Annotated in this window: 23 protein-coding genes; 15 read left to right on the top strand and 8 right to left on the bottom strand. The window is 54.9% G+C overall.

Annotated elements, in window-relative coordinates:
• Window positions 1-201 precede the first annotated feature (201 nt).
• The 3 genes from SFX18_10510 to SFX18_10500 all read left to right on the top strand — a co-directional run bounded on the left by SFX18_10510 (window position 202) and on the right by SFX18_10500 (window position 4,106).
• On the top strand, window positions 202-1,383 hold the full coding sequence (locus SFX18_10510; GenBank protein ID MDX1963576.1) for a hypothetical protein: 1,182 nt from the start codon (window positions 202-204) through the stop codon (window positions 1,381-1,383).
• A 268-nt stretch (window positions 1,384-1,651) separates the two neighbouring features.
• Window positions 1,652-2,656 (top strand): RluA family pseudouridine synthase, encoded by a 1,005-nt coding sequence (locus SFX18_10505; protein MDX1963575.1) that lies wholly within the window; start codon window positions 1,652-1,654, stop codon window positions 2,654-2,656.
• Window positions 2,657-2,759: 103 nt separating this feature from the next.
• Entirely contained in the window at window positions 2,760-4,106 is a 1,347-nt protein-coding gene (locus tag SFX18_10500) for a hypothetical protein (GenBank protein MDX1963574.1), read from the top strand.
• Between the two features lie 62 nt (window positions 4,107-4,168).
• Here SFX18_10500 and argJ read toward each other — a convergent pair whose 3' ends face one another.
• From argJ to SFX18_10480, 4 genes are all read right to left on the bottom strand, one after another.
• Window positions 4,169-5,362 (bottom strand): bifunctional glutamate N-acetyltransferase/amino-acid acetyltransferase ArgJ, encoded by a 1,194-nt coding sequence (gene argJ / locus SFX18_10495; protein MDX1963573.1) that lies wholly within the window; start codon window positions 5,360-5,362, stop codon window positions 4,169-4,171.
• 159 nt (window positions 5,363-5,521) lie between these two features.
• A complete protein-coding gene (argC, locus tag SFX18_10490) occupies window positions 5,522-6,547 on the bottom strand; it encodes an N-acetyl-gamma-glutamyl-phosphate reductase (GenBank protein MDX1963572.1) in 1,026 nt (341 codons plus the stop codon).
• Between the two features lie 143 nt (window positions 6,548-6,690).
• Window positions 6,691-7,665, bottom strand: coding sequence for a carbohydrate kinase family protein (locus tag SFX18_10485; GenBank protein ID MDX1963571.1), 975 nt, complete (start codon window positions 7,663-7,665; stop codon window positions 6,691-6,693).
• 211 nt (window positions 7,666-7,876) lie between these two features.
• Window positions 7,877-8,728: a YihY/virulence factor BrkB family protein gene (locus SFX18_10480; protein MDX1963570.1), complete on the bottom strand. Its 852-nt coding sequence runs from the start codon at window positions 8,726-8,728 to the stop codon at window positions 7,877-7,879.
• A 253-nt stretch (window positions 8,729-8,981) separates the two neighbouring features.
• On the opposite strand from SFX18_10480, the gene tpiA reads away from it, so the two are divergent.
• From tpiA to SFX18_10440, 8 genes are all read left to right on the top strand, one after another.
• Window positions 8,982-9,746, top strand: coding sequence for a triose-phosphate isomerase (gene tpiA / locus SFX18_10475; GenBank protein ID MDX1963569.1), 765 nt, complete (start codon window positions 8,982-8,984; stop codon window positions 9,744-9,746).
• A 77-nt stretch (window positions 9,747-9,823) separates the two neighbouring features.
• Complete coding sequence (gene secG, locus SFX18_10470; GenBank protein MDX1963568.1) at window positions 9,824-10,387, top strand: preprotein translocase subunit SecG; 564 nt, start codon at window positions 9,824-9,826, stop codon at window positions 10,385-10,387.
• A 141-nt stretch (window positions 10,388-10,528) separates the two neighbouring features.
• Window positions 10,529-11,413 carry a YicC/YloC family endoribonuclease gene (locus tag SFX18_10465; GenBank protein ID MDX1963567.1) on the top strand — a complete coding sequence of 295 codons (885 nt, stop codon included), beginning with the start codon at window positions 10,529-10,531 and terminating at the stop codon, window positions 11,411-11,413.
• Between the two features lie 162 nt (window positions 11,414-11,575).
• Window positions 11,576-12,157 carry a guanylate kinase gene (gene gmk, locus SFX18_10460; protein ID MDX1963566.1) on the top strand — a complete coding sequence of 194 codons (582 nt, stop codon included), beginning with the start codon at window positions 11,576-11,578 and terminating at the stop codon, window positions 12,155-12,157.
• Entirely contained in the window at window positions 12,154-12,420 is a 267-nt protein-coding gene (locus tag SFX18_10455; GenBank protein MDX1963565.1) for a DNA-directed RNA polymerase subunit omega, read from the top strand. Before gmk ends, SFX18_10455 begins: the two co-directional genes overlap by 4 nt.
• Window positions 12,421-12,622: 202 nt before the next feature.
• Window positions 12,623-14,137 carry a tryptophan halogenase family protein gene (locus tag SFX18_10450; GenBank protein MDX1963564.1) on the top strand — a complete coding sequence of 505 codons (1,515 nt, stop codon included), beginning with the start codon at window positions 12,623-12,625 and terminating at the stop codon, window positions 14,135-14,137.
• A gap of 126 nt (window positions 14,138-14,263) precedes the next feature.
• Window positions 14,264-14,812, top strand: coding sequence for a phosphopantothenoylcysteine decarboxylase (locus tag SFX18_10445; GenBank protein ID MDX1963563.1), 549 nt, complete (start codon window positions 14,264-14,266; stop codon window positions 14,810-14,812).
• A 58-nt stretch (window positions 14,813-14,870) separates the two neighbouring features.
• Window positions 14,871-15,512, top strand: a complete 642-nt coding sequence (locus SFX18_10440) for a phosphopantothenoylcysteine decarboxylase (GenBank protein ID MDX1963562.1) — start codon at window positions 14,871-14,873, stop codon at window positions 15,510-15,512.
• A 482-nt stretch (window positions 15,513-15,994) separates the two neighbouring features.
• On the opposite strand, the gene aroF is transcribed toward SFX18_10440, so the two are convergent.
• From aroF to SFX18_10420, 4 genes are all read right to left on the bottom strand, one after another.
• Complete coding sequence (gene aroF / locus SFX18_10435) at window positions 15,995-17,032, bottom strand: 3-deoxy-7-phosphoheptulonate synthase (protein ID MDX1963561.1); 1,038 nt, start codon at window positions 17,030-17,032, stop codon at window positions 15,995-15,997.
• Between the two features lie 96 nt (window positions 17,033-17,128).
• Window positions 17,129-18,250, bottom strand: a complete 1,122-nt coding sequence (gene pheA / locus SFX18_10430) for a prephenate dehydratase (GenBank protein MDX1963560.1) — start codon at window positions 18,248-18,250, stop codon at window positions 17,129-17,131.
• A 326-nt stretch (window positions 18,251-18,576) separates the two neighbouring features.
• Window positions 18,577-19,668: a zinc-binding dehydrogenase gene (locus SFX18_10425; protein ID MDX1963559.1), complete on the bottom strand. Its 1,092-nt coding sequence runs from the start codon at window positions 19,666-19,668 to the stop codon at window positions 18,577-18,579.
• 273 nt (window positions 19,669-19,941) lie between these two features.
• Window positions 19,942-21,288 carry a DUF5690 family protein gene (locus tag SFX18_10420; GenBank protein MDX1963558.1) on the bottom strand — a complete coding sequence of 449 codons (1,347 nt, stop codon included), beginning with the start codon at window positions 21,286-21,288 and terminating at the stop codon, window positions 19,942-19,944.
• A 236-nt stretch (window positions 21,289-21,524) separates the two neighbouring features.
• Between SFX18_10420 and SFX18_10415 the strand changes: the two genes are divergently transcribed.
• From SFX18_10415 to dnaK, 4 genes are all read left to right on the top strand, one after another.
• The gene (locus SFX18_10415) at window positions 21,525-22,088 is read left to right on the top strand and encodes an HD domain-containing protein (GenBank protein MDX1963557.1); all 564 of its coding nucleotides are present in this window, start codon (window positions 21,525-21,527) and stop codon (window positions 22,086-22,088) included.
• Between the two features lie 120 nt (window positions 22,089-22,208).
• Window positions 22,209-23,345, top strand: a complete 1,137-nt coding sequence (locus tag SFX18_10410; protein MDX1963556.1) for a TIGR03364 family FAD-dependent oxidoreductase — start codon at window positions 22,209-22,211, stop codon at window positions 23,343-23,345.
• On the top strand, window positions 23,338-24,153 hold the full coding sequence (gene phnX, locus SFX18_10405) for a phosphonoacetaldehyde hydrolase (GenBank protein ID MDX1963555.1): 816 nt from the start codon (window positions 23,338-23,340) through the stop codon (window positions 24,151-24,153). The genes SFX18_10410 and phnX overlap by 8 nt, the downstream gene beginning before the upstream one ends.
• Window positions 24,154-24,436: 283 nt before the next feature.
• Window positions 24,437-26,335 (top strand): molecular chaperone DnaK, encoded by a 1,899-nt coding sequence (gene dnaK / locus SFX18_10400; protein ID MDX1963554.1) that lies wholly within the window; start codon window positions 24,437-24,439, stop codon window positions 26,333-26,335.
• Window positions 26,336-26,609: the final 274 nt, after the last annotated feature.

Below are 26,609 nucleotides of genomic sequence, written 5' to 3'. Positions count from 1 at the left end.
GTTCATCAAATTAGTAGCGGCAGGATATGATCGAACGAATCTCTTCCCTTGACGGGCTTTTCCCGTCTCCCCTATACTTGCGATTTGGTAAAAGCTGTTTTCCCACATTCGGTTGCGGCTATCCCCCCCAATAATTTTACCGGACGCCGCTGGCTTTTATTTTGTCTCTGAATCCAAGCAACACGCTGGCACCTGATTACCATGAATGACCCCCGCAAAGTTGAAATTGCCCAAACCGATATGATGAATTGGATGGAGCGGACCCTGGCTGCCTGCGCGCCTTACCAGCGGGCAATTTTAGCGGGGGTGCTGGCGGTCTTGGTCTTAATTGTGGCCTATCTGATCCTCAAGGAAAACTCCCAAAAACAAATCGCCAGCCAATGGGATCAATATTATCGCGATAGCCAACAGCCCCGCGATAACCAAATGGGTGGCGATGATAACGCCGAACGGATCAAGAAACTTACCGCTAGCGTGGCAAAGCTGGGAAGCTCTCCCGCCGGGCAAATGCTCAAACTCGAATTGGCCAATCTAAATTTACGCGCCGGCATTCAAGAACGATACACCAACAAGGCAGCCGCCGCCAAAAAACTGGAGGAGGCAAATTCCCTCTTTGAACAACTTTCCCGCGCGACTCTGCCTGGTGTGATGGGGGAAAAAGTCTTGCTAGGTTGGGCCCAAACCGCGGAATCCCTGGGGGACTTGGCTTTGGCTGAAAAAAAATATAGTGAACTGGCCCAAAATTATCCCCAGGGATTGTATGCTTCCTTGGTCGCGGAAAAACAGAAATCCCTTAAATCGCCCGACGCCCAGACTTTTTATGCTTGGTTCAAAACCGCCGAACCAATTACCGTTCAGGCCACACCCAAAAATCCCTTTGATAACTTAGGGTTTCCGGGGTTGGGGACGCCCGGCTTAAATTCACCGGGATTGGGGACGCCCGGGTTGGGAACGCCCAATCTTCCTGGATCTGGCGGCCCCGATTTGAGCAATCCATTTCCCGACCTCAAAGGGCCGATTTTGCCTGGCAATCCCGGTCCCTTACTGCCGGGCCTGGAGCCAACGGCTCCCGGTCCTTCCTTAACCCCTCCCCTAGAATCCTCCCAACCCAAAACCGATTCCCCCGCCCCTCTCCCTCCCGAAAGTGCTACCCCGGAGAAATCCCCTCCGACGGTACCGGCTCCCACGGAAAAGAGTTCTGGGGATGCCTCCCCGGCGACTCCTTCGTCGGCGGAATCAACACCCGCGGAAAGGGAATCAGCAAAATCAACACCGGTTCCAGCCGTTCCAAGCGAAACTCCGCCGTCAGCCGATCCTAACACGCCGGCGACTCCTGCTGGGGAATCCTCCGCAGTGTCGCCGTCGACCACTTCCGAAAAGTAACTCTCCATGGGATGTGCTTAGAATAGTGGATATATTCATGGCGGGGGGCTTGTCCCATAAAAATGCCTATTACCTAGTTTAAGTGATACTGATTCGACGTGTTCTGGTCGGGATATTTACCCAACTTGGCTGACCACACATCTGGCTAGCCAACAGCTTGAGGATGCCCCGAGCAAAAAAATTGCCAACGCTGGTTGCCGTCCATCATCACCCTTCGTTCGCTAACGCCTCTTTACCTTTGCTCCAGCCGATCACCGCGCTGCCCATCATGACACCACGCGCCGGCGATCAAGTGGAATATACCGTCGATCCCGCGGAAGCGGGCGTGCGGCTGGATGCTTTTTTGGCGGAAAGGTTTGACCAATATAGCCGGGTCCAACTACGCAAAGCGATCATGGGCAACCTGGTAAAAATCAACGGTCAGACTAGTCCCATCAAGGTCGCTTATCGCCTGCGCGCGGGCGATATCGTGCAATTGACGCTACCCGCGGCTCCCGCGGCCGGCCCCCAACCAGAGGAAATTCCCCTGGATTTGCTATATGAAGATGACCTCTTGGCCGTGGTAAACAAACCGCCGGGAATGGTGGTGCATCCCGCGCGGGGGCATTGGGCGGGAACATTGACCAGCGCGCTGGCGTTTCATTTTGAGAAACTAAGCCAAGCCGGAGGACCCACGCGTCCCGGAATTGTGCACCGGTTGGATCGGGACACCAGTGGCGTGATTATTGTGGCCAAGACCGACGCCGCGCATTTTGCCCTGGCCGAACAGTTTGAGCAGCGTGATGTGGGCAAGGAGTATTTTGCCATTGTGGTCGGAACCCCCGCCTGGGATCGCGATCTCATCGACCAACCGATTGGCATTCATCCCTATCAACGAGAAAAAATGGCCATTCGGCGGGATCATGCCACCAGTCGACCGGCCCAGACCCAATATGAGGTGACGGAACGGTTTGACGGATTTAGCGCCTTGCAATTGCTGCCGCGCACGGGGCGCACCCACCAAATTCGGGTTCACTTATCCCACATTCAATGCCCGGTGTTGTGCGACAAGTTATACGGAGGCCGGTCGCAAATCACCCGTGGCGAGCTGCGCAAAAGGTTTACCTCCACCGCGGTGGAGGATCAAGAAGTTTTGCTCGATCGGCAAGCGTTGCACGCGCGGCGGATAACGTTTGAGCATCCGGGGGATGGCCGCGAATTGACATTTACCGCCCCCCTACCCGCCGATCTTGAGCGAATTTTAGCGGAATTGCGTCTACACCGCGGAATCTAAGCGCGCCACGGTCAAAAAAAGCCTTGCATCTGGAAAATTTTCAATTATCACAGAGATATGGTTTTCCAGTGATATCGCACCCTTGTAAATAATATCCGGCGGCATGCCCGTTCCAACCACAACAGCCGCCGAGGATGCGCCGTCCCCCCAAGTATCGGATATCCCCCTCGGAAGCGAGTCGGACGCACAAACGGCGACACCTTCCGCACTCTTGCGGCAGCCCGCGACCTCCCGCCCCGCGGCGACTTGGCGGGGAAAGCTACTGGCCCTGGGGCTGGGCCTGGTGGTGGCACTGCTACTTGCCGAAATCTGCCTGCGTATCGGCGGGTTTAGCGCCCCTATCTTTTATGCGCCTCACTCCGTTTATGGAACGGCTTTGCGGCCGAATGTCGCGGGGTGGTATCGGCTGGAGGGTGTAGCCTGGAACGCCATCAACTCGGCTGGATTTCGGGATCTTGAGCGAACAGTCGCCAAGCCCCCGGGGACGCTACGCATCGCGGTTCTGGGCGATTCGTTTACCGCCGCGCATCAGGTCCCTTTGGATCAAACCTATTGCCAACTTTTGGAAAATAAACTAAGCGCCGCGCTCCCCACCGGACAACAAGTGCAAGTGCTTAATTTTGGCGTCAATGGATATGGCCTGGCCCAGCAGACGCTGGTGTGGAGGGAAGTAGTGCGGCAATACCAACCGGACGTGGTGCTGCTGGCGATGTTTTTGGGGAATGATATTAGCGATAATTCGCCGGAAATTGATCCGCGGGAGCGTCCTTATTTTACCCTTGCCGGGGACGTCTTGACGCTCGACAATCGTTTTTTGAAATCTCCCTACTATCTTTCCCATACCCGTGGATGGAAAAGCTGGCTCCCCTCCCTCCTCGACACGACGCGGTTGGGACAATTGTGTTATCTGCCCCGCTCGCTGGCATTGGTGAATTATTATTTAAAGCGCGAGGAACAATCCACCACTCAATCCGCCACGGAGGCTGGCTTGTATGATGGCGTATACCGCGATCCGGGCCATGATCCCCGCTGGCAGCAGGCATGGCGGATTACCGAACTAGGCCTGCGTGAATTAAACCGCGAGGTGCAAAGCACGGGGGCAAAGTTTATGGTGGTGACGTTATCCACTAGTTTGCAGGCTTCCCCGGATCAGGCGCGGCAAACGACAGCTCTTGCCCGGTTAGGGGTTGCCGATTTGTATGCTCCCGATCGGCATATTGGCAGCTATTGCGACGAACTCGGGATTAGCCGCCTGACGCTGGCGCCGCAGTTGCACAACATCGCTAAAAAGCTAGGCCAGCCGCTGCATGGCACCGCGGCAAATCCCGATCTGGGACATTGGAACCAAGCGGGACACGCCGCGGTGGCAGAGTTAATCAGCCCCTGGCTACTACAAAACCTGGACAAAAGTCCCGCAAGCTTGCCAGGGACTGTAGGCGACTCAAAATAACAGATTAAGGCAAGGGCCAAGATTGCTGCGGCATTTTTAACAATGCACAGCATGCTATCTACTTACGTGTGGTAATCGGCGTTCAAACGCACATATTCGGCCGTCAGATCCGCCGTCCAGTAGGTAATTTCCGCGGTTCCTTCGCCAAAAGTGAGCACGATTTCCACATCTTTGTGGTCGCGGATCGATCGGGACACCGCCTCCGCGTCAAAGCTTTGCGGAACTCCCCGCTGATACAGCAAAAAGCCATTCAACCGCAGATCAACTTTCGCGGGGTCAAACGCCACACCCGCGTATCCCGCCGCCGAGACTATCCGCCCCCAGTTGGGGTCGGCGCCATGCATGGCGCATTTGACCAGCGGGCTATCGGCCACACACTTGGCGATTTGCCGCGCGCTGGCCAAATCCCGGCACCCGCGGGCGGTAATCGCCAGCACATGGGTGGTTCCCTCGCCATCGGCGGGAATCATGCGGGCCAACTCCTCTAGCACACTGGTCAAGGCCGCCTGAAATTCCCCCAACTCCGCCGGACCAACGCTCACGCCGCTTGCACCATTAGCCAATAGCAACACCGTGTCGTTGGTGCTCATGTGGCCATCGACGCTAATGCAGTTAAAGGTGACCTCGACGGCGGAATGAAGGGCCTGTTGCGCGGCGCTAGGTTCCAGGGCGGCATCCGTCATGATGGCCGCTAGCATCGTCCCCATATTGGGGGCGATCATGGCGGCTCCCTTGGCCAATCCGCAAAAAGTGACCCGCTGGCCACCAATGGGCACTTGGCGACTGACAATCTTGGGGACGCTGTCGGTGGTCATCATGCCTTGGGCGGCCAAAAGTAAATCCGCGGGGGTGTTACCTAACTGAGCCGCGCAGGCGGAGATACCAGCGGCAATCTTCTCCAAGGGTAAAAATTCGCCGATAATACCGGTCGACATGACCAAGGCCTGATCCCCCCGCGCGCCGACTGTCGCGGCGGCTAATTCAGCCATGCGGGTGGCATCGGCCAGACCCCGGGCGCCAGTGCAGGCGTTGGCATTGCCGGAGTTAATGACCAGCGCGACAAAGTCGCTTCCCGGTGTCCGCGCTCGATCAAGTTCCACCGGCGCGGCGAAGACCAGATTTTTGGTATAGACGCCCGCCGCCACGGCGGGGGGGTCGCTGATGATTAAGACGCAGTCATGGCGTCCGCTTTTTTTGATACCGCAGGCGACACTGGTCAGGCGAAAACCGCGAGGAAGCGTCTGTTCTGGATGCATTGTGGTTTTGGGAATGTGGTTTTTGGTTGTGATCAAAAAATAGTACACGTAACGGAATATGATATCCCCTGCTCCCCAGCACCCCTGCCCCCTAGCTCCCCAGCAACCCTGCTCCCCAGCACCCTATCCACTATCCACTTGCCCCTCTCTCCGGCCCGCTCATATCAGGCCCAGTGTCTCATCAAACCCATACATCCAGTTAAAGTTTTGCACCGCGCCGCCGGAGGCACCTTTGATCAGATTGTCCAGGCAGGCGATGGTGATAATTCGTCCCCGGACAATCCGCGCGGTCAAATGGCAATAGTTGGTCCCGCTAACATCCTTGGTCGCGGGGAGATGCTCGACCACGGTAACAAAGGGATGGGGACGGTAAAACTCGCGGTATAAATCCAAGATCTCATGCATGGTGACCTTCCGGGTGGGTCGGCTATAAATCGTGGCCAAGATCCCGCGATCCATTGGCACAAGATGCGGGGTAAAGATCACCTCAATCGACTGGCCCGTGTATCGCCGCACAATCTGCTCGATTTCCGGCGTATGGCGGTGCTTCCCCACGCCATAGGCTGACAGGCTTTCGTTGCATTCGCAATACAGTAAATTTTGCTTGGCCGCGCGTCCCGCGCCTGAAACACCGCTTTTGGCGTCGATAATAATATCCCTCGTCTCGATGAGTTGCTCTTGGACGAGCGGTGCCAGGGCCAGAATAGCCGTGGCCGTATAACAGCCATTATTAGCCACCAAATTGGCGCCCCGAATTTGCGGACCAAATAACTCTGGCAGGCCATAGACCACTTGGCCCAGCCGCGCGGGGTCGGCATGGGGGTGATCGTACCATTCCAGATAGGTGGCCCCGTCATCCAATCGATAATCGGCGCTAAAATCGACGATTTTTAGGCCATGGGACAATAATTCTGGAACCAGATCGGCAGTCACACCATGGGGCAAACAGCTAAAAATGCAATCGGCGCGCTCGGCCAGTTGGGCCGGTGAAAGATCCTCCAGCCGCAAATCTAGTCTCCCCGCTAGCGACTGATGCACCAGCCCGATGGGCTTTTGCTCGGACCGGCTGGTTGCGGCGGTGATCTGCACATGCGGATGCCGCAGCAAAATTTTAATGAGTTCGAGCGCGGTGTAGCCGGTGGCCCCTAACACGGCAACCCGAATTTTCCCCACTGGACTTGGCATGGTTTAATTGAGCAAAAAATGAGCTAGTGCTGGTTTAAAGACTCTCGTCCGGTGGAACAGAGGGACACACGTGACGCCAGAGAGGTTCTGGCAAATACCTGCCGCCTACAAATAAACTTCGCCACGTAAATGTCACGCATACCTTAGCAGTTGGTGAGCGGCAGTTCATGCCGTGCCAGGAATTCCTCCGCCTCGACCCGCGTAAAAACCCCGTCAGTCGCGCTCAACGCGCGGACACAGCTAGCCCCCAACACGCTTCCCCACCGGATGCAGCCCCGCAAATCCTCTCCCCGCAGCAACCCGGCGATAAATCCCGCATCAAAGGCATCCCCCGAACCGGTCCCGCCGACGTATTCCATGGGATAACACCCCCCGCGCAGGCGCTCCGACCGCGAAGCGGCATATGTTCCCTGGGCTCCCAGGGTGATGACCACCGTCCCTGCACCCGCGGACAAAAACTTTTCCGCCTGGGCGGCGGGATCGGTCAATCCCGTGATCAGTTCCGCCTCGTCGCTATTTGGCAAAAAATAATCCACAACGGGCAAAATGTGCTCAAAGCTGGGCCAATAAGCCAGTTCCCCGGCATTCCCCGTCCCCGGAACGACAACATCCAACACAATTTTTACCCCTTGTTGACGTAATTTTTGCAGATGCTGGCGAAACTGATCCTGGCGTTCTAGTTCCGGCATCAATAAAAAACCGCCAATGTAAAGCACGCGGCAACTTGCTGGCAGATTCGCGGGTAGGTCATCCGCCTTGACCAACGCATTTGCCCCGCGGGTGTGGATAAAGCGGCGATCTTCCCCCTCAATGTTCAGAATTAGCGTGCCAGAGGTCGCCACATCGGGCAATCGCCGCAAGGGAGCGGTCTGGACATTGGCGGCCGCCAATGTCTGGAGCGCGAAATCGCCAAATAAATCCTGGCCAATAGCTCCGGCAATCGCCACCCGATAGTCTTGCTTGGCCAAATCGATCGCCGCATTCGCCGCTAATCCGCCAATGCTCAGGGGTAAGTCGCGCGCCAGGACCAACTCGCCGGGCCGCGGCATCCGCGGTATGGGCGTACAAAGATGATCCACCACGATCACCCCCAGGCATAAACAATCGTAGTCCGTCATGGCGAGAGGTAGTGTTATCCAAAGGTGTCCCTAAAACGCTTATAATACCAACTATTTGGCTGCGTTAAAGTGGTCAACGCTACTGGAAACATGACATTGCGTCGGAGGAATACCGAGTTTTGACGCAACCACACACCCGCTATTTCCGCGGGTTGTCAATGATACGATTAGCGTCGAGCTAAGCCGTTTGTCGGACGGCTACACCCATGAATTAGGCATTTTCAGCGGGTAAGATTTTTTCGCCATAATTTTGCGCATAGATATGCGTAAACTCCGCGCCAAAAAATAGAATTTGAGCAGAATAATAGATCCACACTAAAAGGACCACGAGCGATCCCGCCGCGCCATAAGCCGAACCTACTCCCGCGCTCCCCAAATAAAGTCCAATGAGCGTCTTGCCAATGGTAAATAATAAAGCCGTCAAAATTGCTCCCACCCAGACATCATTCCAGCGTATTTCCGCATCCGGAACATACTTATAAATCATGGCAAACAGCAATGTGACGACGCCGAATGATATAAAAAAATTCAGAACCCACCACAACGGCGTCCACTCATCGCCGGCAAAATATTGGCTTAGTGAATTTAATCCGGCGCTGAGGACCAGGGATATCAAGAGCATAAATCCCGTGCCAAAAACCATGGCAAAGGATAGAAAGCGGTTTTGCACATATCCCCACAAACCCACATCCGACTTGGGTTTTACTTTCCAGATCGTGTTGAGCGCTTCTTGCAATTCGCCAAAGACCCCCGCCGCCCCCAAGAATAAAGTCACGATGCCCACAAGCGACGCCACACTGCCAAGCACAGGCTGCTGGGCATGCACAATCATATCTTGAATAGCGGCGGCCCCTTCTGGCCCGACAAACTCGGTAAATTGATGTACGATAGCCCCCCGTGCAGCATCCTTTCCAAACACTAGTGCGGCAATAGCTATGACAATCACCAAAAGCGGGGCCAGCGACAGCACACTATAAAACGCCAGCGCTGCCCCCAGCCGGGCGGCATTATCCGCCAGCCAAGCTTTCCCCGTTTGCACGAAAAGATTGAACCATCTTTCCATCTGCATATTCCGTTTTTTTATCTCAATTTAACTACGTCAGCGCGATCGCAAGGACAAGTATAATTAGCTGTAAAAACCAAAAATTATGTGCAATTTCCATGCCGCAATTACTAGAAAGCCCTCGTCGAACAACCAGCAATTTGATAAATTATCAGCAACTTCCCATCGAGGCGGGTGCGTGGGAATAACTATCGGTATTTACCACCTAGATCACAATATTTTGCTTTTTTGATCCTCACAGGACACCACTCTTATGCGTCGCAAGTTCATCGCTGGCAACTGGAAAATGCATCTTACTCGCGGCGAATCGGTGGCCTTGGCCCAGGGGGTCGCGGCCCAGGCGGTGGCTTATAAGCAAGTTGATGTGGCGGTATGTCCGACCTTTACCAACCTGGATGTGGTTCGGGGCGCGCTCGCGGGGACCAGCGTGGCCCTGGGGGCCCAAAATATGTGCGCCGAGGCCAAAGGGGCCTTTACCGGCGAAATTAGCCCCGCCATGCTGATCGACGTAGGTTGCAAATACGTCATTTTAGGGCACAGCGAACGCCGCACGCTTTACCAGGAAACCGACGCTGTCATCAATAAAAAAGTGCACGCTGCCCTCTCAGCCGGATTGATTCCCATCGTTTGCGTGGGAGAATTGCTCGCTGAAAGGGAAGCGGGCCAAACCCTGGAAGTCGTGCAACGCCAGTTCAGCGGTTCTTTGGCGGGTATTTCCGCCGAGCAAATCACGGGCATTGTGATCGCGTATGAACCAGTCTGGGCGATCGGAACGGGCAAAGTCGCCACGCCCCAACAAGCCGAAGAGGTCCATGCCGATCTTCGCAAAATGCTGGCAAACCAGTATAATCCGGCTACCGCCCAACTAGTCCGGATTCAATATGGTGGCAGCGTCAAACCTGATAACGCCGTGTCGCTATTGGGCCAGCCGAACATTGATGGAGCCTTGGTGGGAGGGGCCAGCCTGAAAATTGAGGACTTTATCGGGATTATTCAGGGGGCTGCCCAGGTTAGCTAGGTTACCGCCAAGCCAGTGGGCCAGGTGGGACCGCTGGATTTTAATTTTTTTCTTTTTTTATTTACAGATGAAAATCAATGCTTTTGCAATTTTTTGTTATCACGTTGATCGTCCTGTCGTCGCTGTTCCTGATTTTGATCGTGCTCCTACAAGAAGGTAAAGGGGGCGGATTGGCCGGCGCCTTTGGCGGTGGGGGGGGACAAAGCGCGTTTGGGACCAAGGCGGGAGATTTGTTCACCCGGGTAACTATCGTGACGGCGCTGGTCTGGATTTTGTGTTGCATGCTGGCGATTCGTCTGATGCAGTCTCCAACCCAGGTCACGAATAAGCCGACGATCACCAATACTGCCCCTGTAATACCGGCGGCGCCAGGGGCTGGGTCCGCAGCGACACCGTCCGCAGCTGTGCCGTCCTCCACAGTCCCACCTGCCACCGGTAATTTGCCGGGATTAACCAGCCCCCCCGCATCCACCACGGGGACTCCCCCGGCGTCAGCCACACCCGCGACTAACGCGCCCGCAACCACAGCGCCCGCTGCCACTACTCCCGGTAATACGGTGCAGCCAGTTGCCGAACAACCCCCGGCGACATCTTCCAGCGCCCCCCCTGATTCCACTCCCCCCGCGGAACCTGGTAAATAACTCATCAGCGTCGCATAAATCCTCCCCCCGGCCCGCTACTGAGGGAATTGCCCGGCGCAGAAATAAATAAGCTAAAATAAAATTGTGCATCCGAATGATTGCCGTGGCCCCGCGAGAATAGATTTTCCAGGAGGCGCTTCCTTGTTGCTAAGCATGACCGGGTTTGGCGAATCCCATGTCCAGGATCAAAACTTGGCGGTGACGCTGGAACTGCGCACAATTAACAATCGCTACTTTAAATTTAACTTGCGCGCAAGTGAAGGATTTACCCTCTTAGAGCCGCAAATCGAGGCATTAGCCAGGGAAAAAATCAAACGCGGGACTGTCCAGGCAAATCTGCGGGTGCAGCGGTTGCGTCCGGAAGACTGCTATTCGCTTAATCTGGCGGTTTTAACCGCGTACCAAAAACAATTGGGGCAATTTTGCCTGGAACAAAGCTTGCCTCTGGTAAGCGGGGTGGAGCAGCTTCTGCTGTTGCCGGGTGTGGTCAATGAAGCGACTGTCAGTCTGGAACAAGCCGAGGCGGCGTGGCCCGTCGTGGCCCGCGCCGTGGAACAGGCTTTATCCAACCTGCAAACCATGCGTGAAACCGAGGGGCGCAACATGTCGGCCGACCTCGCGGCTAACTGCCAGACACTTTCCGCCCAGGTTGAACAAATTGCGACCCGCGCACCCTTGACGGTGTCCGATTATCGCACCCGGCTGGAGGAACGCGTTCGCAAAGCACTCGATGAATTTCACGTCAGCCTGAACCCCGCCGATTTACTGCGCGAAGTTACGATCTATGCCGAACGTGTCGATATTTCCGAAGAATTGGTCCGACTGCGCAGCCACCTGTCCCAGTTTGTCAAAATCATGCAATCCGAGGAAAGCGCGGGGCGCAAATTGGAATTTTTAATCCAGGAATTATTTCGCGAAGTCAACACCATCGGCTCAAAATCGACCGATGTCGATATCGCCCAGCGCGTCATTGAAATGAAAACTGCCATCGAACGGCTGCGCGAGATGATCCAAAACGTCGAATAATCCACGGGGCGGAGCAGCGGGGCGGATTTTGCCGTCCGCCGGTCCAGGCGGAAAATGCTAACTTTTCCTGGCGGGTACTTTCCGTCGTCGGCTGTCGACGGCTCAACTTGCCGCGCCGCCAAACGATTCGCTGGATAGATTTTTTGCTAAAAATAAACTTTCATGCCTTCCGCCTCCCACGGCCGCTTGATTGTGTTTTCCGGCCCGTCCGGAGCGGGAAAAACGACCGTACTAGAAAAAGTGCTCGCCCGCTGCCCCTGGATCGAGCCGAGTATTTCGGCCACCACCCGCCCCCCCCGCCCCGGTGAACAAGCGGGGGTGCACTATTATTTTTTGTCCACGGAAGATTTTAACCGTCGGCGAGAGGGGGGGGAATTCTTGGAATGTTCAGAGGTTTTTGGCCGGGGGCATTGGTATGGCACGCTGCAAAGTGAAGTGGCCCCTAGACTTGCGGCGGGAAAATCGGTACTTTTAGAAATTGATGTGACGGGCATGTTGGCGGTTCTCCAGCGATATCCCGACGCGATTACCATCTTTGTGCGGCCAGCCAGCGTCGAGGAGTTGGAGCGACGGCTCAAAGCACGCGGGACCGAATCGGCCGAGGCGATTGCCCGCCGATTAGAAGTGGCCCGCCAAGAATTAGCGTACGCGGATCGCTACCAATATGTCATCAATAACGACGTCCTAGAAGACGCAGTCAATAACATTTGCTCGGTTTTGGCCCAGTTGGAGGAATCCCGATGATAGATGCCCTGAAAGAAGAAGAAATTGTCAATAAAGTGGGGGGCCGCTTTAAGCTTTCCACCCTCATTCAAAAGCGGCTGGTCGCGTTAAACGCCGGTAGCCGGGCGCTCGTGGATATCGGCTCCGATAACAAAATGGAAATTGTTGTTCAAGAAATCTTGCAAGACAAAATCTTTTTAGACACTTCCAACAACGTGCGGATTACCGGGGATGATCCTTTTTTGGGGGATGGACCGCCGGAATTGGATTTGAATTCCTTGTAACGGCTTGTAAACTAAACTTAGGTATCAATCGTGAGCGCCAGTCCGTGTACTGGCGCTCGGCTTTTACCATGATACTTGTGTGAACGAGCATCCGCTGTCGGGTTGGCGCATCGCTTCACACCTTTTCTAACATCGTTGACCGACACGCGGGTTTTACCCCACCCAAGGGAACTTGGCGGTCTGGATTTTGCGGGGATCATTTATGCTGCGGAATGTGCTCATCCTAGGGGGAGGGAGCGCCGGTTTTATTACAGCGCTTACCTTGCGCAAAATTCTACCGCAACTCAATGTCAAGCTGCTTTGCTCTTCTGATTTGGGAATCATCGGCGTGGGAGAAGGAACCACCCGTGATGTGCCGCTGCATTTGCATGGCATCCTGGGCCTTGACCCGGGTGAATTTTATCGTGAAACCAACGCCAGTTGGAAATTGGGAATTCGCTTTTTATGGGGCCAGCGGCCGTATTACAACTATACCTTTCGCCGACAGTTCAATGTCACCCTGCCCAAGCTCTCGCGGCCTGTTTCGTATTTTATCAATGGCGACTTTGAGTACTTTAGCCTGGCCTCGGCGTTAATGACAGAAAACAAAGTCTTTGCTAAACAGCCTGATGGCACGCCGCAAATCGGCCAGGATTTAGCCTACCACCTGGAAAATGAACTATTCGTCAAATGGCTGGCCAAAACCGCGCAACGCCTGGGCGTGGAAATGATTGATGATCTGGTGGTCGGCGTAAGCCGCAACGAACATGGTATCGACGCCCTCCAGTTAAAAAGCGGCCAAACCATCCAAGCTGATTTTTATGTGGATTGTTCGGGGTTTCGCTCGTATTTGTTGGGGGAAATCCTTGAAGAACCTTTTGAATCATTTGAAAACGCTCTCTATTGCGACCGAGCCATCGTAGGGGGGTGGGACCGCGGTCCGGATGAACCGATTAAATCATATACCACCGCCGAAACCATGAATTGCGGCTGGTGCTGGCAAATCGATCATGAATTTCGGATCAATCGGGGCTATGTTTATAGCTCTAAGTTTATCAGTGACGAGGACGCCGAGCGGGAATTTCGCGCAAAGAATCCCAAAATTACTAAGACCCGCGTGATCCCTTTTAAAACCGGGTGCCATCGCCGCGCCTGGGTGGGAAATGTATGCGCGATTGGTAATTCGAATGGTTTTGTCGAACCGCTAGAGGCGACGGCGATCGGCGTAATTTGCCAGGACGCCCTGCAATTGGCCTTTACCCTGAGCGATGTGCACGAACGCCCCTCCCCCAGCAAAATCCACCAATACAATGAGCGCAGCCGCCGCATTTGGCAATTGATTCGGGACTTTTTAGCCATCCATTACAAATACAATCGCCGTCTCGATACTCCTTTTTGGCGGGCGTGCCATGCGGACGTCCAACTGGGCAAGGCCGAGGAGTTGTGCAATTATTATATTGAGAACGGCCCCCAGCCAGCCTATACCAGCACCATCCTGGACCCGCTGGATCAATTTAATCTCGAAGGCTACGTCGTGCATCTGCTGGGCCAAGAAGTTCCCTGCCAGTTTCGCTACCAACCAACGCCCCAAGATCGGGAAATTTTGCAGCGCAATCGCGAGGAATGCCGCCAGCGCGCCCAACAGGGCTACACCGTGGAAGAAGCGTTTAAAATTATTCGCTCGCCCCGTTGGCAGTGGAATCCCGGCTTTTATAAGACGGTAGAGCAAATCCTATAAAGTCGTTGCTGGTCGCGGATTGGACTTGGCGTCTCTTCCCCCGATTCCGGGGTTTGTTAGAATTCATCCGGGTGAACGTTTGGATTTGACGATGGATCACCCTGTCGCATTTTTTTGAGCCGTTTCATGACAACTGCACCGCGGGAAATTGTGCTGGCGGTCACGGGAGGAGTGGCGGCCTACAAGGTTGCCGATGTCGTCAGCAAACTCTCCCAGGCGGGTCATGGAGTGACCGTGGCCATGTCCCGCGGGGCGCAAAAGTTTGTCGGTCCGGCGACTTTTGCTGCGCTCTCTGGTCGTCCGGTGGTGACGCGTCTTTTTGATCCCGGGGCGCATCCGTTGGGGGCTCATATTGAACTGGCCGAACGGGCTCAACTGCTGGTGGTGGCGCCGGCGACGGCGCGCTTCATGGCCCAAGCGGCGTTGGGATTGGGGGATGACCTGGTGTCCACGCTGTACCTTTGCTGCCGATGCCCGGTCTTGATCGCGCCAGCCATGAATAGCCGAATGTGGGAGCAACCAGCCGTGCAGCGCAATCTGCGCCAATTGCGGGAAGACGGCGTGCACGTGGCGGAACCTGGCAGTGGTTGGCTGAGTTGCCGCCAATCTGGAACAGGGCGCATGGCCGAACCCGCGGAGATCCTCGCGCGGATCCACGAATTGCTGGCAACCTAGTCAGCCACAGAGAATTCTTGTCCCACCACCAGGTTCTTTATCAATAGCACACGCGACTGTGGCAAAAATTCTTATCACCTCGGGACCGACCCGGCAGTACTTGGACCCGGTTCGGTATTTGACCAACGCCAGCAGCGGCAAAATGGGGTGCGCGCTGGCCGCAGCCGCGCTCGAACTGGGGCACGCGGTGGTTTTGGTCAGCGGACCGGTGGAAATTTCTTATCCCCCCCGGGCGCGGGTGATTTCGGTGATTAGCACCGAGGAAATGTTGGCCGCCGCGCTGGCGGAATTTCCCGCGTGCGACGGACTGATTGGCGTCGCCGCCCCGTGCGATTATCGACCGCAACAGGTAGCCCCCCACAAAATTCGCAAAACCGGCGAGCCCCTCGAATTGCACCTTATCGAGACTCCCGACATCGTGGCGACACTTTGCGGTCAAAAGCGAGCAGATCAATGGGCGGTAGGTTTTGCGCTCGAGACCGAGGACGCCCGCTTTCGTGCGGTGGTTAAATTACAAAAAAAGAGCTGCGACCTGATGGTGGCCAATGGCCCCCAGGCGATGAATTCGCCGGACAATCAGGTGGAAATATTGGACCGCGGGGGAGAGGTCATAGCCGCTTTACAAGGAAATAAATCCCTGGTAGCCCGGCAAATCCTGCACGTCATCGAAGAACGCTTGATACGCCCCGCAGCGGGTTAAAAAATATCTTTGCCACAATTCTGCTGCGTCATAGACTAATCAGCCGCTGGGTGCTCGCCCACAGTATTTGCTGTTCCAACCATGGCCTAGCACCCCATGATACCTATCCCAAGTAATCCTAGCGCGGCCTTTACCCAGTTTAACTTGAGTTTACGGAACTCCGTTAAAGTACGGGAACCTTACTTGATTCAACTGACCCAGGGTTATTCGCTGCGCTCCAACCTGTGGGCTTTGTTCCACTGTATTGCCAATAAATGAAGGCGCGTTGCGGTAGGTGGGTACCGCAACGCGGTTATGAAACTTAGCCCAGGGTTACCGCGCAGCGGTTACCCTGGGTATACGGCAAGCCGAAAATCCTACCGCAACGCGGTTGCGTCATACCATAATTTAGCTTCAATAGTTCACGTCATCAAAAATGCTAGCTGCGATATATTTGGAGAGAAAGCGTATGACTTATCCGCAGACCAATCGCTGACAGAGCACTAGGCTGTCTTATTGGGCAAGGGGGCCACGGCTTTTTGCAAGAGTTTGGCCAGTGAATGAATTTGCTCCGCAATCGCAGAGTATTGATGCGGCAATAATGCCTGCGGCCCGTCGGACAGGGCCTCGCTGGGACAATTATGCACCTCGATATGGACGCCATCCGCCCCCGCCGCCACGCCCGCCAAGGCGCACGGTGGGATCAGGTCGGGCCTTCCCGTCGCATGGCTGGGATCAACGATAATCGGTAAATGCGATAATCCCTTGACATTGGGAATGGCCGATACATCAAACAGATTGCGGGTCGATTTGTCAAAGCCCTTGACCCCGCGCTCGCAGAGGACCACGTGGGGATTCCCCTGCGACAGGATATACTCCGCGCTCATTAGCAGATCCTCGATGGTCGCGCTCATACCCCGCTTGAGCAATACCGGCTTGCGGGTTTGGCCCACTTCCGTCAGTAGCGTAAAGTTTTGCATGTTTCGCGCGCCGATCTGGATCATGTCGGTGTATTGGTCAACCACCTCAACCTTGCGCGGATCCATGACCTCGGTCACGATGGGAATGCCAAATTCGTCGCCGGTTTCACGTAGGATTTTGAGGCCATCTTCGCCCATCCCCTGGTAGGCATAAGGGCTGGTGCGTGGTTTGTAGGCCCCGCCGCGTAAGATATTGGCCCCGGCGGCCACAATATCGCGGCAGATATCCCGCATTCGCTCGCGCGACTCCACCGCGCATGGCCCGGCGATCATGGCCAAGTGCCCGCCGCCAATTTTAACCCCGGCCACATTAACCACGGTCGGTTCGGACTGGGCTTCGCGGCTGGCAAGTTTATAAGGGGGGAGCACGGGAATGACCTCTTCGACACCGGGCAGCGCTTTCAGTGGAGCGACATTGGCCTTGGCCTCGTCCCCAATGACGCCAATGATTGTGCGATAGGCTCCCTGGCTGACATGCGCGCGCAACCCCAATGATTCGATCTTTTCGACGACATGCTGAAGGTCAGGCCCGGCGGTATGCGGTTTGAGGATGATGATCACGGCTGGGGGAGGTTGGAGAAGTGGAGTTTGGAGTAATGGAGGAGTGGAATTTGGCTGTCTCGCATTCTTAATTTTTAATTTTTAATTGGAGTCCTGTCACTCCACGATCGCGCTTTTGGCAAAACTGCCGAGGATGACAAATCGCACGGCTCGCTTGGCGAGGGCTTCGGTCGCTTTCTTAACGCGCATATCGGCCTGATGTCCTTCAAATTCCACAAAGAACATGTACCCCCCCTCGGGCCGGGCAATGGGGAATGATTCGATCCAGGTCATGTTTAATTTATACCGTTTAAACACCGTCATGGCATCGGCCAAGGCCCCCGGTCGATGCGGTATTTCAAACATGACGGCTGTTTTATCATTTCCGGTCCGTTTGGCGGCGGTCTCGCCGATAACGGCAAACCGCGTCAAATTTCCCGCCACATCCTCGATATTCTCGGCCAGCAGATCCAGCCCATAATGCAGGCCAGCCTCCAGACTGGCAATAGCCGCCGCCCCCGGTTTATCCTGGGCCAGTTGTGCCGCCGTGCCGGTGCTGGTCACTTCGATCATGCGAGCCTGCGGCAGGTGCTTTGCCAGCCAATTGCGGCATTGGGACAACGGTTGTTGCTTGCTGTATACCTCTTGAATTTCCCCCCGGGCACAGCGTCCCAGCAGATTATGATGGATGCGCAATTGCACTTCCCCGCAAATCGTTACCGGCAAACGGGTAAACATATCCAGAGTGTCAGTCACACGTCCATCCGTGGAGTTTTCCAGCGGTACCAGGCCATAGGTGACATGCTTTCGCTGGACCTCCTCAAAGACCGCCTGAATCGACCCTACCGGGATAAATTCGACGCTTTGTCCAAAGCGGTGGATCGCCGCCAGGTGGCTATAGGTGTATTGTGGTCCCAAATACGCCACACGCAATGTCCCCTCCAGCGACCGGGAGGCACTGATTAACTCGCGATAAATGGCCCGGAGGGACTTTCCCGGCAGTGGCCCGCGATTATGCTCCGCTATCCGGCCTAGCACTTCTTCTTCGCGGGCGGGATCGTATGGCTGTAACCCGCTGCTATCCTTAACTTTACCAATGGCATGGGCGACCTTGGCCCGCTCATTCATTAGCTTGACCAATTCCCGGTCGAGGCGATCAATTCGCAAGCGCAGCGCGGCCAGCGACGCGGGAACCGTGCCAGGCTTGGCGGATTTTTCAGTAGGCTTTCCCTTGGACATAAAACCTAAAGGGGACAACTGGCCAGGGAGGGGATGCCATTGCCTCACGAACTGGCGGCAATAGGCTTTTTTAAAAGTATTCTTCCCACGGCCACTACAAGATTCCCTCACGAATGGGGGAATGGAGAGAGGCACCGACCTGGGGAAAATCTCAATTATGCTTCGGCACAAGCAGGTTTTATAGTGATTTAGCTATAAAAATGCTAGTTGCCCCCGGGAGAGAACGTCGGGAATGGCGATGAGGCTCAATATGAATGCTGATTTTAAGGCAGCAATAGATATTTACACGCATCATTTACGGGAAATTTCCACAATCCACGGCAAAATTAGGGCCGAACTCCTAGCCGAATGCCGGCAAAATGCGGTCCAGCTTGGATAAGGGTTGGTAATTCCGCCAGGGAGACCCACCGTTCCACCAAGCTGGCAAAGGGATATTTCCCCTGGAGACGGTCTAAAATATCAATCGCCTGGGCCAAATGTCGCGGGGCATAATTGTGAACGCCCGCGATAGTCAGATTTTTGCGAACGATCTGTTCGGGAAAGAATTCCACGGGAGGGACGGGAAAAACCGAGCCAACCAAGATCAATTTGCCTCCGATATCCAAGCAGGCACCGCCAGCGGCGACCATTTCTGACTGGCCCGATAGTTCCAACACCGTTTCAAATCGATCGTGCTGTTGAGTTGCCGGAGAGGCACAAATCTCTGTAAACTCTTGCGGAGAAAGGACTTTGGTGGCGGCGAATGACTTTGCCAATTCCCTCCGCGACGGTTGGGGGTCCACCCCCACAATCTCTTTATAACCTTGATCCGCCGCGATGGCGCAGGCTGTTAACCCCAGCATGCCCAAACCTAGGATGGCTATCTTGCGTTTTGTGGCGGCTGGCTTGGCAGCGGCTTCCAGGGCGGCGCAGATCGTCGCGGTCGCGCAACTGGCCGGACAAGCGACGGCCAGGTCCAAATTCGACGGTAAACGGATGACTTTTGTTCCCGCAGCCAAGACGCAATACTCGGCCAAACCACCGCTCAGGATCTGGCCACTGGCCCATCCCATGTGGCCATATTTCACCCCTATCTCGCATTTTTGGGGCAAACCTGCCAGGCAATGGCGACAGTTGTCACAATTAGCCACAATCGCCCAAGAAAGGGTATCCCCCGGCTTGAGTTGCTGGCCATTTAGGTCATTTGTGGGGAACTTTGATCCCAGGGCCACCAACTGGCCGCAGATTTCGTGGCCCAGAATGGTCGGAGTAGCAACGGCCCTGCGACCATGTAGTGAATGCAAATCGCTGCCACAGATTGTGCAGGCCAAAACCCGCACCAGCGCTTGATCCGGGGCTAATTCCGGGATTGGCAATGTCTCTAAGGTCAATTGTCCGACATGGCCATGAAAGACAGCGGCCCGGGCCGATTTCTGCATTGAAACGGGAACTCCTGAAGGTAAAAAAATAAATCATGGCCGATAGCGATCGACTTCACCACGATCGATCAGTTCACACGGCTTTAGTCCTTCAAAGGCGGTATTGGGTGTTTACAGCCATTGGCCGATACTTGCCTCGTCGACAACCTCCAACAGAGCCTGGGTGATCTGCTGGAATTCGGTTGAATGCATTCTTGATCTCGGAAAGGTGAACCATTCAGGGACGGCATTTTCACAATAGTGGCGACGCGTGCAACTGCCTGAGGTCTAAATTTATTTTACCAATTTGCTTTGAAAATGCGACTGAAAGTATCTGTACACAAAGATTAATAAAACTGCCGAAAGAGCTGCGCCGATGCCGCTGGCCCATAAAAAGAAATCGAGCAAATCGGTGGAGCGATCGGTGCTGGATTTTAAGATGTCAGCGGCGGAAGGAGCCGCCAACGGTGGACCGGACGGCCCAAAATTTACCTTGCTCCAGTTTTTTGCCAGGATCACCACCACATAACCCAAATAGCCAATGGCATCGACAATACTCATCAAATAGCCCAAATTTCCCCGTTCCCCGGTGAGCGCGATAAAACGTTCCAGGATCGTGGTATGCACAGCCACATACGGCAAATACAAACCCATTCCAACCAGCACAATAAACCAAAATGGGGACAACTGGTCTAGCCTGAGGGCCGCTAGCGAGCCGATCATGATTGCCACGCCCAGCCCCACCGTGGCTAAAGAGACTTTCATCGCCGCCTGATTACTGATAATCAGGGCGCAACTGCCATTAACCAATAACACCACCAGGCCCACCAATGTTTCGGTTTGGGTAAAGAGCGCTTCATTAGGCTGCACACCCAGGGCCTGCCATAATTCCGGGGCAAAGTCCCCCCGCAAACTCCGCAAGATGGTAATTAAGAGGTAAATCACGACGATTGGCAACAGCCCCACCCCAAACCGCCGGAGAAACTGCCATCGATCCATCGCGCTATACGGTGTGCGTAAGGCCCGGGCGGCAATGTCGGCGGGGGTAGGTCCGGGGATCACACTGAGCATCAGTGTAAAAATGATTAAGGGAAAGATAAATATCCCCCCCGCGCTCGCGGGCATCCAATAATCGCTGACGCCGCTATTTAACAGTCCCTTTCCCACGCTTTTCATGACCCCATCCGCCACGATAAAGCTCACGCATAGCCCGGCGGTCAGGGCTTCGGTCAGTTGCCGCCCCTCCAAAAATCCCAACACTAATCCAAAGACCATCCCCAGCGGCAAACCGTTAAAAAACAAGCAGACGGGCCGCCAATTTGGCGTGGCAAAACCAAATAACAACAGCGCTACTTGGGCCATGCCAATCAACACCACAATCGCCAGCGCGCGGCGGTGCGGTGGCATCTCGGAAACCACCTTGATCCCTAAAAATTTGGAACAGGTGTAACCCAGCACCTGGGAGATCACCAGGCAGCTTTTTTCATCGACCCCCCACCAATTGACAGCCGGGTCAAAACCCGCCGCGCTAAAGGGCTTGCGAAAGCCATACATGCAAAAGTAGGTGCCAAACGCGGCCACAACAGACCAGACGGTCCAAAAAACTGTCCGTGCTCGGGGAGAGGCGGCAATATTAACCATAGAAAAGGAACTACGAGAGTTTTGCGCAAATGTGGGAAGCGGGCGGATATGAGAATTTGATGAGCAACTTGCTGTCGAATGGGCAAAGTATATGCTAAAAACTGAAACTGAATTGTCAGAATTTTATGAGCCAGGGGGTATTTTCCGGCACTGCACATGGATGCCCGGCTCAAAATCCCCTGAAATCACGGATTTTTGTTCCAACTTTAAATTTAGAATTACTAGGAGTTCCTCACATGGATGCCGCCACCAGCACAGATCCTATTCAACGTATCTTGGAATGCTTTCATCAACGAGGGCACAGTAATTACGGTAAAGAAGCCGTAACCCAACTTGAGCATGCCTTGCAGGCGGCTTATTCCGCCGAGAAAGCGGCCGCTCCCGCAGAGCTGGTCGCCGCGGCGCTATTACACGATGTGGGGCATCTTTTGCATGATTTGCCGGAGGATGCTCCGGATCACGATATCGATGATCGGCACGAACAATTAGGGGCCGAGTGGTTGGCGGACTACTTTACTCCGGCGGTCGTGGAGCCGATTCGCCTGCATGTGGCGGCCAAACGGTATTTATGCACCAAGGAACCGGGCTATTTTGAGAAACTGAGCGAGCCTTCGGTGCAGAGTCTTGCCCTGCAGGGAGGCCCCATGACCGCCGCGCAAGCCGCCCATTTTGAATCGCATCCCCATTTTGAAGCGGCGATTCACCTGAGGCGCTGGGATGAAGCGGCTAAAATCCCGGGATTGCCCACTCCCCCCGTGGAATATTATGTGGAGCATTTACAAAAGTCGCTGTTACGGTGAGATGTTCTACGCATTTTCCAAAAGCGGAACACAGACCCGCCAACCTCCCCCACAATTTTTACCCGGTTTAGTTAATCCAGAATTCACTTAATTCCTCTCACGGAGTGAGAGGGGTACATTATGCCCCAAAAAATCGCCATCGTCGGTGCCGGGATTGTCGGACTATCCCAGGCTTGGCTGGCCAGCGAGCAAGGCCACCAGGTTACCATCTTTGAGCGCAACCATGCCGCCATTGATGCCTCGATCCGTAACTTTGGCATGATCTGGCCCATCGGCCAAACTCCCGGCCTGCATTATCAAACCGCCTTGCGCAGCCGCGCGCGCTGGCTCAAATTTGCCGCCGCCAGCGGCCTATGGATCAAGGAATGCGGTACGATCCATCTGGCGCACCGTCCTGATGAATGGCAGGTGCTGCGTGAATTTGCCGAACTCGCGCCAGATGCCGGTATTTCCTGCGAGCTTTTATCTCGCGAAGGCGTGCTTTCCCGCACTCCTGCCGCCAACCCGGATGGTTTACTTGGGGGGTTGTGGAGCTCAACCGAATTATGTGTCAATCCGCGGGTCGCAATCTCGGCCTTGGCCAGTTGGTTGCAAGCTACCCAAGGGATAAAAATTCACTTTTCCACGCCAGTCGTTGCCGCCACGCCCGAGTATGTGCAAACCGCCACTGGCCAAAAACACTCCTTCGATCAACTCTTGGTCTGCAGCGGCGCGGACATTCAAACCCTCTTTCCCCAGGAATTTGCCAACACCGGCCTCAAACTGTGCAAAATCCAGATGCTGCGGACCGTCCCCCAACCTGCAAACTGGTGGATTGGCCCGCATCTGGCCAGTGGGCTGACATTGCGGCATTACGCCAGCTTTGGCATTTGCCCCAGCCTGCCCCAACTGCGGGCGCGAATCGCCTCGGAGACGCCGGAACTTGACCAGTGGGGCATTCATGTCATGGCTTCACAGCATGAAACGGGTGAAGTTACCCTGGGCGATTCCCATGAGTATGGCGCGGATATCACCCCATTTGAAAAATCCAGCATTGACGATGCCATGCTGCGGGAACTGCATAAAATCATTACGCTTCCAACGTGGCAAATTCAAAACCGCTGGGTTGGCCTGTATGCAAAGAACACCCAGGGGCTATATTGGCAGGCGCAGCCATTTCCCAATATTCGCTTACTGACCGGGATGGGGGGGGCGGGAATGACCATGTCACTAGGGATTGCCGAACGGAACTGGCAAGAAGGACTGATGCATGTATAATCCACCGCGCAAACTAGAAGCGATACTCCTCGACTGGGGGGGAACGACGATCGATCATGGCAGTCGCGCCCCCATGCAGGTCTTTGTCGAAATTTTTCGTCAAAGCGGAATCGAAATCACCGAGGCCGAAGCCCGCGGTCCCATGGGCAAGGCCAAACGCGAACACATTGCCGAGGTTATCCATTTACCGCGGATCGCGGCCTTATGGCGTGAAAAAACCGGCCGCTCCCCCGCGGAAACCGATATCGACCGGCTCTATGCCCAGTTTTTGCCATTACAAAAGGAAATTCTGGCCCAACATTCACGACTCATTCCCGGGGTTGGTCCCGCATTGGCGCAATTAGCCGCGGCAGGATACAAAATTGGTTCCACCACCGGCTTTACGCGCGAGCTGATGGACGTCCTGGTTCCCCTGGCAACCGAGCAAGGCTACTGCCCCGCCGCGGTAATTTGCTCCGATGATGTTCCCGCCGGACGCCCCCTCCCCTGGATGAATTTTCGCGCCGCTGAAAAACTTGGCAGCTTTCCCCCGTCGGCGATTTTGGCAGTCGATGACACCCTGGTCGGCATAGCCGCCGCGCGAAATGCTGGCATGTGGTGTGTCGGCGTGACAATCTGCGGCAACGGCCTGGGCCTGGATTATGAACAAACCCAAGCTCTAGGAAGTGCGGAACTCGACATCATTCACCAGCGACTGTCAGCGCAATACCTGGCCCAGGGGGCGCATTTCGCCATTCGTAGCGTCGCGGAACTGCCGGAAATTATTGAGCAAATTAATAGCAAGCTAGCCGCTTTAACCATGCCTTAAACCTCACCTTGATCCTTTAAATTCATATACGGCTTAATCCGCCCCATAGGCTCTCTAGGTAGAATCTCAGTTCTTATGCCAAATTGGCAGCCAAGAATTGCACGCAATCTCTGTCGTAGTTACACACAGATAAATAATTTTTCCACAAGCCATTACTGGCCATAGGTTTGCAGCATGACACAATTGGCACCATGCATGTTTTGGCATAGACTTTGCAAACTAAGTTGCTCATTGCATTTTTGACCAGTTACATCCATTCTTTGTACGTTGCGAGGAACTCCACATGGCCCAGGGTGAAAAAATCATCGGCATCGATCTTGGCACGACCAACTCCGTGGTTGCGGTCATGGAGGGAAAAGAAGCCAAGGTGATCGCCAATCAAGAAGGGAATCGCCTGACTCCCAGCGTGGTCGCTTTTACGGACAAAGGGGACGTCCTGGTGGGTGATCTGGCCCGCCGTCAAGCCGTGACCAATCCCAAGAAAACCGTCTATTCGATTAAGCGGTTCATGGGCCGCCGCCATAACGAAGTGGCCAGCGAAGAAAAGATCGTCCCCTACGAGGTTGTTGGGGCTAAGGACGATTACGTCAAGGTAAAAATTGGGGACAAGGAATACACCCCGCCCGAAATTTCCGCGCGGATTCTACGTAAGCTGAAGGAATCCGCCGAATCATATTTAGGACATAAGGTCAACAAGGCGGTCATCACAGTCCCCGCCTATTTTAACGATGCCCAACGGCAAGCAACCAAAGACGCCGGCCAAATCGCCGGGTTGGAGGTAATGCGCATCATTAACGAGCCTACCGCCGCGGCCCTGGCTTATGGCCTGGACAAGAAAAACCAGGAAAAGATCGTGGTCTTTGACCTGGGCGGGGGGACGTTTGACGTGTCGGTCCTGGAAGTGGCCGAAGGGGTCTTTCGCGTTATTAGCACCAATGGCGACACCCATCTGGGTGGCGATGACTTTGACCAGGTGCTAATCAACTATGTGGCTGATGAGTTTAAAAAAGAAAACGGCATCGACCTGCGCAAAGATACGATGGCGTTGCAGCGTTTGCAGGAAGCTTGCGAAAAAGCCAAAAAAGAACTGAGCAGTGCAAGTTCCACGGATATTAATTTGCCCTTTATCACCGCCGATGCGAATGGCCCGAAGCATTTGCAGGTCAACATCACCCGTTCCAAATTTGAGCAACTGGTAGACGGCCTGATCGAACGCTGCCGCACGCCGGTGGTCCAAGCGCTGAAGGATGCCAAGCTGGAACCCAGCCAAATTGACGAAGTCGTGTTGGTGGGTGGCTCCACCCGCATTCCCAAAGTGCAGGAATTAGTCAAAAAGATGTTTGGCAAGGAACCGCACAAGGGGGTTAACCCCGACGAAGTCGTGGCGATCGGCGCCGCGATCCAGGGAGGCGTGTTAGCGGGCGAAGTGCAGGACATTTTGCTTTTGGACGTGACGCCGCTCTCGATGGGCATCGAGACCGAAGGGGGCATTTTCACCAAATTGGTCGAGCGCAACACCACCATTCCCACCGAGAAAAAGCAAACCTTTAGCACCGCCGCCGACAACCAAAGCGCGGTTACGGTCAGCGTGTACCAGGGGGAACGCCCCATGGCCCGCGACAACCGGCTACTGGATCAATTCAACCTGGAGGGTATCCCCCCCGCCCCGCGCGGCATGCCCCAGATCGAGGTCAAATTTGACATCGACGCCAACGGCATCGTTAGTGTCACGGCCAAGGACCTGGGGACCGGCAAAGAGCACAAGATTAGCATTAAAAACGCCAGCAGCCTGCCCAAGGATGAGATTGAGCGGATGCAGCGGGACGCGGAATCACACGCCGCCGAGGACAAGCGGAAACGCGAATTGGCCGAGGCGCGGAATCAGGCCGATTCGATGTGCTTCCAACTGGAAAAGATGATCAAGGATCAGGGGGACAAGATCACCGCCGCGGACAAGGCTCCCCTGGAAGCCGCAATCGCCAAATGCCGGGAAAAGGCCAAGGGGGACGACCTCGACGCGATCAAATCCGCGATCAGCGAACTGGAGGCCGCCAGCCATGCCGCCAGCAAGGTTCTGTACGAAGCAGCCCAAAAGTCCGCTACCCCGGGCGCGGACCAAACCGCCGCTGGATCCAAGCCGAACGACGACGCCATCGATGCGGAGTTTGAGGTAAAAGAATAACGGGAAATCGTTCATCAAAATTTACTTTTACGGATTATCAAGTCGTAATTTGTTTGCGTATCAGTTATGCACGGGTAGGTCTTACGCGCATAAGTTCCTATTACGCAAACGATAAAACTGCTCCGTAGGAGCTATGTGCTGTAGCCGGTAGCGCAAGCTACCGGTTAACTTTTTACAAGATATCTAATAGCCCCGCAGGGGCGTCGTCAAACAAACTTGACATCGCCCCTAGCGGGGCTGCATGATGAATTACCTCGCGATACCAGGTGCTTGC

The sequence above is a fragment of the Pirellulales bacterium genome (genome assembly GCA_033762255.1).
Lineage (GTDB): Bacteria > Planctomycetota > Planctomycetia > Pirellulales > JALHPA01 > JANRLT01.
Note: the sequence above shows the minus strand (reverse complement) of the source record. Positions and strands in the feature narration are given on the sequence as shown.

Coding starts and splice junctions, on each gene's coding strand:
- tpiA (MDX1963569.1), top strand. CDS start 8,982: ATGCGTCGCAAGTTCATCGCTGGCAACTGGAAAATGCATCTTACTCGC.
- SFX18_10445 (MDX1963563.1), top strand. CDS start 14,264: ATGACAACTGCACCGCGGGAAATTGTGCTGGCGGTCACGGGAGGAGTG.
- SFX18_10505 (MDX1963575.1), top strand. CDS start 1,652: ATGACACCACGCGCCGGCGATCAAGTGGAATATACCGTCGATCCCGCG.
- SFX18_10410 (MDX1963556.1), top strand. CDS start 22,209: ATGCCCCAAAAAATCGCCATCGTCGGTGCCGGGATTGTCGGACTATCC.
- secG (MDX1963568.1), top strand. CDS start 9,824: ATGCTTTTGCAATTTTTTGTTATCACGTTGATCGTCCTGTCGTCGCTG.
- SFX18_10420 (MDX1963558.1), bottom strand. CDS start 21,288: ATGGTTAATATTGCCGCCTCTCCCCGAGCACGGACAGTTTTTTGGACC.
- SFX18_10425 (MDX1963559.1), bottom strand. CDS start 19,668: ATGCAGAAATCGGCCCGGGCCGCTGTCTTTCATGGCCATGTCGGACAA.
- SFX18_10455 (MDX1963565.1), top strand. CDS start 12,154: ATGATAGATGCCCTGAAAGAAGAAGAAATTGTCAATAAAGTGGGGGGC.
- dnaK (MDX1963554.1), top strand. CDS start 24,437: ATGGCCCAGGGTGAAAAAATCATCGGCATCGATCTTGGCACGACCAAC.
- SFX18_10500 (MDX1963574.1), top strand. CDS start 2,760: ATGCCCGTTCCAACCACAACAGCCGCCGAGGATGCGCCGTCCCCCCAA.
- argC (MDX1963572.1), bottom strand. CDS start 6,547: ATGCCAAGTCCAGTGGGGAAAATTCGGGTTGCCGTGTTAGGGGCCACC.
- SFX18_10485 (MDX1963571.1), bottom strand. CDS start 7,665: ATGACGGACTACGATTGTTTATGCCTGGGGGTGATCGTGGTGGATCAT.
- SFX18_10450 (MDX1963564.1), top strand. CDS start 12,623: ATGCTGCGGAATGTGCTCATCCTAGGGGGAGGGAGCGCCGGTTTTATT.
- pheA (MDX1963560.1), bottom strand. CDS start 18,250: ATGTCCAAGGGAAAGCCTACTGAAAAATCCGCCAAGCCTGGCACGGTT.
- SFX18_10415 (MDX1963557.1), top strand. CDS start 21,525: ATGGATGCCGCCACCAGCACAGATCCTATTCAACGTATCTTGGAATGC.
- SFX18_10480 (MDX1963570.1), bottom strand. CDS start 8,728: ATGGAAAGATGGTTCAATCTTTTCGTGCAAACGGGGAAAGCTTGGCTG.
- phnX (MDX1963555.1), top strand. CDS start 23,338: ATGTATAATCCACCGCGCAAACTAGAAGCGATACTCCTCGACTGGGGG.
- gmk (MDX1963566.1), top strand. CDS start 11,576: ATGCCTTCCGCCTCCCACGGCCGCTTGATTGTGTTTTCCGGCCCGTCC.
- SFX18_10510 (MDX1963576.1), top strand. CDS start 202: ATGAATGACCCCCGCAAAGTTGAAATTGCCCAAACCGATATGATGAAT.
- argJ (MDX1963573.1), bottom strand. CDS start 5,362: ATGCATCCAGAACAGACGCTTCCTCGCGGTTTTCGCCTGACCAGTGTC.